At 53.4% G+C, this 6,769-nt stretch carries 4 protein-coding genes; all 4 read left to right on the forward strand.

The genetic code is table 11. The features are described 5' to 3' along the window. Positions 1-2: 2 nt before the first annotated feature. The 4 genes from EII41_RS08760 (at position 3) to EII41_RS08775 (ending at position 6,297) form a co-directional block, all read left to right on the forward strand. Complete coding sequence (locus EII41_RS08760) at positions 3-1,247, forward strand: MFS transporter (protein WP_124751150.1); 1,245 nt, start codon at positions 3-5, stop codon at positions 1,245-1,247. 29 nt (positions 1,248-1,276) lie between these two features. Next, positions 1,277-2,896, forward strand: a complete 1,620-nt coding sequence (locus EII41_RS08765) for a sialidase family protein (protein WP_124790277.1) — start codon at positions 1,277-1,279, stop codon at positions 2,894-2,896. A 100-nt stretch (positions 2,897-2,996) separates the two neighbouring features. After that, on the forward strand, positions 2,997-5,075 hold the full coding sequence (locus EII41_RS08770; protein WP_124790278.1) for a GDSL-type esterase/lipase family protein: 2,079 nt from the start codon (positions 2,997-2,999) through the stop codon (positions 5,073-5,075). Positions 5,076-5,082: 7 nt separating this feature from the next. Next, positions 5,083-6,297, forward strand: coding sequence for a cyclically-permuted mutarotase family protein (locus tag EII41_RS08775; protein WP_124790279.1), 1,215 nt, complete (start codon positions 5,083-5,085; stop codon positions 6,295-6,297). Positions 6,298-6,769 lie beyond the last annotated feature (472 nt).

Consider the following 6,769-nt stretch of genomic DNA (forward strand, 5'->3'; position numbering starts at 1 on the left):
TGATGAAAAACTCAAAGTATTACCCTTGGATTGTCGTAGCTCTCTTGTGGGTTGTGGCACTGCTGAACTACCTCGACCGACAGATGCTCTCGACCATGAGAGATACGATGATGATCGATATCGCGGAACTGGAATCGGCTGCAAACTTCGGGCGGCTGATGGCCGTTTTCCTTTGGATCTACGGTTTGATGAGCCCGGTGGCCGGCATGATAGCCGACCGGATGAATCGTAAATGGTTGATTGTCGGAAGTCTTTTTGTCTGGTCGTTTGTTACGCTGATGATGGGCTTCTGTACCACCTTCGAACAGGTCTATTGGCTGCGTGCATTGATGGGAGTCAGCGAAGCACTCTATATCCCTGCGGGACTGTCGCTGATTACCGACTATCATCGGGAGAAAACACGCTCGTTGGCAGTCGGCATCCACATGACGGGATTGTATGTCGGGCAGGCACTGGGCGGCTTTGGGGCAACGATTTCCAGTGCGTTCAGTTGGCATGTAACTTTCCAGAGCTTCGGTTGGATCGGTATGATATACAGTATCGTGTTGATTCTTTTTCTGAAAGACAAAAAGAGCGAGGCGCCGGTAAGCACTCCGCAACCCACTTCGTTAGGCGAAATGGTAAAATCCGCGTTGAAAGGTATCGGCATGTTGGCCGGAAACATTTCCTTCTGGATCATCCTGCTCTATTTTGCTACCCCGAGTCTTCCGGGATGGGCGACGAAGAACTGGTTACCGACGCTGTTCTCCGAAAACCTGTCCATCGACATGACGCAGGCGGGACCGTTATCGACGATTGTCATTGCCGTGTCGTCATTCATCGGGGTGATTGCCGGAGGAATTCTTTCCGACCGATGGATACAGCGCAACCTTCGGGGGCGAATCTATACGGGGGCGATCGGACTGTCACTGATGATCCCTTCACTGCTGTTACTCGGTTTCGGACATAACCTGACGATGATTGTCGGCGGAGGATTGTGTTTCGGGATCGGTTACGGCATGTTCGACGCGAATAACATGCCCATTCTGTGTCAGTTTATTTCGTCGAAATACCGTGCCACAGCTTACGGACTTATGAACATGACGGGAGTATTTGCCGGTGCCGTGATTACGAATATCCTCGGAAAGTCGACCGATGCCGGGAACCTTGGGAAAGACTTCGCGATGCTGGCAGTTGTTGTCGCTGTCGCTCTCGTCATACAACTATTTTTCCTGCGTCCTCAGACCGCAGACAAGAGAGAAGAATAAACATAGAACAGTTATATATCAGATATCGTATGAAAAAGTTTTTTTGGATCGTTGGTTTGTTTGCTTCGATGCAGACGTTAGGAGCGGCGGATAGTGTGTATGTACAAAACCCGCAGATTCCGATCCTGATCGACCGGACGGACAATGTGCTGTTCCGTATCCGCATCCCTGACGCGACGAAAGGCGATGTGTTGAACCGGTTGACCATACGTTTCGGCAACGAAGACAAACTGTCGGAGGTAAAAGCCGTTCGTCTGTTTTATGCCGGTACGGAAGCGCCCACGAAAGATCGTTCCCATTTCGCGCCGGTGACGTATGTCTCTTCACACAATATCCGCAACACGCGATCAGCCAATCCGTCCTATTCTGTACGGCAGGACGAAGTGACGACCGTCGCAAATACGTTGACGCTGAAAACACGTCAGCCGATGGTCAAAGGCATCAACTATTTTTGGGTGAGTGTGGAGATGGATCGCAACACCTCACTGCTGTCGAAGCTCACCCCGACGGTGACGGAGGCCGTTATCAACAATAAGCCGGCCGTTATTGCCGGCGAACAGGCGGCTGTGCGCCGGATGGGAATCGGAGTACGCCATGCGGGCGACGACGGATCGGCCGCTTACCGTATCCCCGGGTTAGTGACTACGAACGAAGGGACATTGCTCGGTGTATATGATGTACGTTACAATAACAGTGCCGATTTGCAGGAGCATGTCGACGTGGGACTGAGCCGCAGCACCGACAAAGGACAGACATGGGAGCCGATGCGTATGGCCATGTCGTTCGGTGAGACCGACGGACTACCGTCGGGGCAGAATGGAGTGGGCGATCCGTCCATCCTCGTCGATGAACGCACGAACACCGTCTGGGTGGTTGCCGCATGGACGCACGGAATGGGCAATGCGCGCGCATGGACCAATTCCATGCCCGGAATGACACCCGACGAAACAGCCCAGCTGATGATGGTGAAAAGTACGGACGACGGCCGAACATGGAGCGAGCCGATCAACATCACGTCGCAAGTAAAAGATCCTTCGTGGTGCTTCCTGTTGCAAGGGCCGGGAAGAGGAATCACGATGCGGGACGGCACACTGGTCTTCCCGATCCAGTTTATCGACTCCGTGCGTGTTCCTCACGCGGGTATTATGTACAGCAAAGACCGTGGAAAGACGTGGCATATCCATCAACCGGCGCGTACCAACACGACGGAATCGCAAGTGGCCGAGGTGGAACCGGGTGTGCTCATGCTGAACATGCGAGACAATCGCGGAGGCAGCCGTGCCGTCAGCACGACACGCGACTTGGGAAAAAGTTGGACGGAACACTCGTCGAACCGAGGCGCCTTGCCGGAATCGATTTGCATGGCAAGTTTGATCAGTGTCAAAGCGAAAGACAACGTCACCGGGAAAGACTTATTGCTCTTCTCGAATCCCAACACGACGAAAGGACGCCATCACATTACCATCAAGGCGAGTCTCGACGGAGGCGTTACGTGGCTTCCCGCGCATCAGGTGCTTCTCGACGAAGAAGAAGGATGGGGCTACTCGTGTCTGTCGATGATTGACAGGGAAACAGTCGGGATATTTTACGAGTCGAGCGTGGCACACATGACCTTTCAGGCTGTTAAAATCAAAGACCTGATACGATGAAGCATCGTTATCAACGCTTTTTATTCACCCCTGACGGTGAACAGGCGCTTGAAGGACTGATTTTTTCGCCTAAACCGAAATAACACATGAACGATATACAATGAAAAAGTATTGGATAGGAATGATATGGATGCTGACCTGTGTAAGTATGGGGTTGGCTCAGAAGACCGTGAAAGTTGCTTGTGTAGGAAACAGCGTTACTTACGGAACAGGCATCAAGAATCGTGAAACCGACTCGTATCCCGCGCAATTACAACGATTGTTGGGCAAAGGATACGAAGTAGGCAGTTTCGGTAAACCGGGAGCGACGCTTTTAAATAAGGGTTTCCGTCCATACACGCAGCAGGAAGAATACAGAAAGGCGGTCGAGTTTGCAGGCGACTGGGTGATCATTCATTTGGGACTGAACGATACCGATCCGAAGGCGTGGCCGAACTACAGGGATGAGTTTTTGCACGATTATCTGGCGTTGATTGATACATTTCGCCGCGTCAACCCCGCATGTCGCATCTGGGTATGCCGGATGACGCCGATTGCGCACCGGCATCGCCGGTTTAAATCCGGTACGCGCGACTGGTATTGGATGATTCAGGAGAAAATCGAACAGGTGGCGCGATGGGCCGGCGTAGGATTGATCGATTTGCAGGAACCGTTATACCATCGTCCCGATTTGTTGCCCGATGCTCTTCATCCCGATGAGGAAGGCGCCGGGTTACTGGCGAAGACCGTTTATCAGGCCGTGACCGGCGATTTCGGAGGACTGAAAATGCCTGCCATCTATTCAGATAATATGGTCTTGCAGCGGGATCGCGCGTTAACGATCGAGGGAACGGCCGATGCGGGAGAGACCGTCTCCGTAACGATCGCGAAGCAGACGAAAACAGCCCGAACGTCCGATAACGGACGATGGACGGTTATGCTCGACCCCATGCCCGCGCAGACAGGACTGGTGCTTACCGTCGCAACACCTTCGCGCAAGCTTACTTACAGGCAGGTGGCCGTCGGTGAAGTGTGGCTTTGCTCCGGACAGTCGAACATGGCGTTCCGAACGTCGGAGGCCGACGCCGCGGAGCGTGCGAAGCTCCTCGATTTCGCGCGGAAGAATCCGCAGATACGCTTCTTCGACATGAAACCTCGCTGGCATACCGGCGCGTCGACATGGAGCAAGACCGCGCTCGACTCGTTGAACCGCCTGCAATATTACCACGACACGCAATGGGAGCCGTGCGACGAACGGACGGCCGACCGTTTTTCGGCCATTGCCATGGCTTTCGGCCGCATGCTCTCCGACAGCCTCGGAGTGCCCGTGGGATTGATTTCGAATGCCGTGAGCGGCTCGCCGGCCGAGGCGTGGATCGACCGGAAAACGGTGGAATTTGAATTCCCTGACCTCTTATACGACTGGACGAAGAACGATTTCATACAAGACTGGGTGCGGGAGCGTGCGACATTGAACCTCAAAGAAGCAACGAACCCGTTGCAGCGGCATCCTTACGAGCCTTGTTATCTGTTCGAGGCAGGCATCGCGCCATTAGTACGTTATCCGCTCAAAGGTGTGCTGTGGTATCAAGGCGAATCGAACGCGCATAATTTGGAAGCGTACAGTAAGCTCTTTCCGATGCTGGTAAACAGTTGGAGAAGCTATTGGAGAGAAACATTGCCTTTCTATTTCGTGCAATTGTCGAGTCTGAACCGTCCGACTTGGGCGTGGTTTCGTAATACGCAGCGCCGTCTGGCCGAAGAAATTCCGTCGTGCGAAATGGCAGTAAGCAGTGATCGCGGAGATTCGCTCGACGTGCATCCCAGACGCAAGACCGACGTCGGCGAACGGCTGGCACGCATCGCGTTGAACCGTACTTACGGACAATCGTCCGTCGTTCCTTCCGGACCGTCGTTCCTTTCAGCCGCATTTCGTGAGCAGGCCGTCTGGCTTTCGTTCCGTTACGCCGAAGGATTGACGACGTCCGACGGAAAGCCACTGTGTACGTTCGAATTGGCCGGCGAAGACGAACGTTTCTATCCGGCCGAGGCCGAAATTGTCGGGCATTGTCTCCGACTGCGTTCGCCGCAGGTATCACGTCCGCGGAAAGTACGTTACGGATGGCAGCCGTTTACGCGGGCTAACCTGATCAACGGAGCGGGATTGCCGGCTTCGACGTTTCAGGCCGCGATTGAATAAACAAGAAATGAATAAAATACATTATATCGTCTGTGTCGCGCTGGGGTTTGCGCTTTGGAGCGCATGTCGGTCCGGCGGCACGGACAAAAAAGAAGAAACGGAAATGATACAGTGGAATCATCTGCCCGATTTACCGGGCATGGAGGGGACAGCCTCGCTGGGCGTCTCCGCGCCTTTTACGGGAATCATAGGGAACCGTCTGATTGTAGCCGGGGGATGCAACTTCCCCGATAAACCGGTGGCCGAAGGAGGCACCAAGCGATATTATGCCGAAATTTGGGCGCTCGACTTGTCGGCCGACAGCGCCCAATGGACGAATGCGGGCATATTGCCTCGTGCCGCGGCCTATGGCGCGAGCGTCGGCACACCCTACGGAATCGTCTGTGCAGGAGGCAACGACAGCGAGTCTTCGTTTACGGACGTCTTTTTACTTTCTGCGAACGATACGTCCGAGGCCTGTACCATCCGTCCTCTGCCGTCGCTTCCCGTGGCCATGGATAACTTTGCCGCGGCGTATATGGACGGAAAAATCTACGTAGCGGGAGGGAATGCGAACGGAACACCGTCTCATGCTTTCTATTGCCTCGATCTTTCCGTGCGAACGGACTCCGGTCGATGGGAAAAGCTCCCCGATTTTCCCGGAACGGCGCGCGTACAGCCCGTTTTAGTGGGGCAACGCTGCGGAAACGAGGAATATCGCCTCTATTTAGCCGGAGGATTTCAGCCCGGAACAACCGAAACGCCGCCTCGGATTCCTGACGAAGTCCTCACATTCTCGCCTCGCACCGGAACATGGGAAACGGAAACCGCTCTGCCCCCTTTGAGCGACGGAAATCCGCGCACACTGACCGGAGGATGCGCCGTAGCTTGCGCCGACAGTGCCATACTCTTCTTTGGCGGAGTAAATTATACGCGTTTCTTCGATGCGGTCGACCGTCCGCGCCAAATGGCTCAAGCCCGCGCCGCCAACGATACGCGACGGTTAGAGAAATTACAAGGAGAAGCGGCCGATTATCTCCTCCATCCGGTCGATTGGTATCGCTTCAACGACGAAGTGCTCCATTACGACGTGCGTTCGCGCACTTGGAGCAATCGAGGCGCTTATGAAGCCGTGGCACGTGCCGGAGTCGGCGCGTTGTTCCATAATCGACGGTTGATTGTCGTGAACGGCGAAATCAAGCCCGGCATCCGTACGCCTCGCGTAAGCGTCGGAATGTTCTGAAAAAGCATCCTTCACCATCCGACGGCGCGAGTGCAAACAGAATCTTGCACCTTTATCTCTCGGATACGATACACTTCCGGACATGTACCCGATACACATATCCGGAAGTGCTGTATATGAAATATATAGCTTACCTTTCCGCCTTATATAATAAGACAGCTTCTCCGAATCATTTACCCTGCAAATAACCCTTGATTTAAACACTTCCTCTTGTCATTCCGAACGTAGTGAGGAATCCCACTCCGAAAAGGAAAGAAAGGATTCATCGTTTCACTCTGAATGACAAAGAAAAAGAAAACTTTTTAGAAGAATACGGATGAGGCTGAAATAAATCAGGCTTTCAGCCCTCTCAGATATTTAAATATTTGTTTTCTTCAAAAAGGCTGAATACTAACAGCTGAATACGCTAACAGCCCTGAAAGGGCGTATTAATTCAGCCCAATGCGAAGCGTTGGGAGAAAAAAAGTCCACC

Source organism: Tannerella forsythia (assembly GCF_003860135.1).
Classification (GTDB): domain Bacteria; phylum Bacteroidota; class Bacteroidia; order Bacteroidales; family Tannerellaceae; genus Tannerella; species Tannerella forsythia_A.

Excerpts from the sequence above, each read along its gene's own strand:
- EII41_RS08765 (WP_124790277.1), top strand. The coding sequence starts at position 1,277 with ATGAAAAAGTTTTTTTGGATCGTTGGTTTGTTTGCTTCGATGCAGACG.
- EII41_RS08770 (WP_124790278.1), top strand. The coding sequence starts at position 2,997 with ATGAAAAAGTATTGGATAGGAATGATATGGATGCTGACCTGTGTAAGT.
- EII41_RS08760 (WP_124751150.1), top strand. The coding sequence starts at position 3 with ATGAAAAACTCAAAGTATTACCCTTGGATTGTCGTAGCTCTCTTGTGG.
- EII41_RS08775 (WP_124790279.1), top strand. The coding sequence starts at position 5,083 with ATGAATAAAATACATTATATCGTCTGTGTCGCGCTGGGGTTTGCGCTT.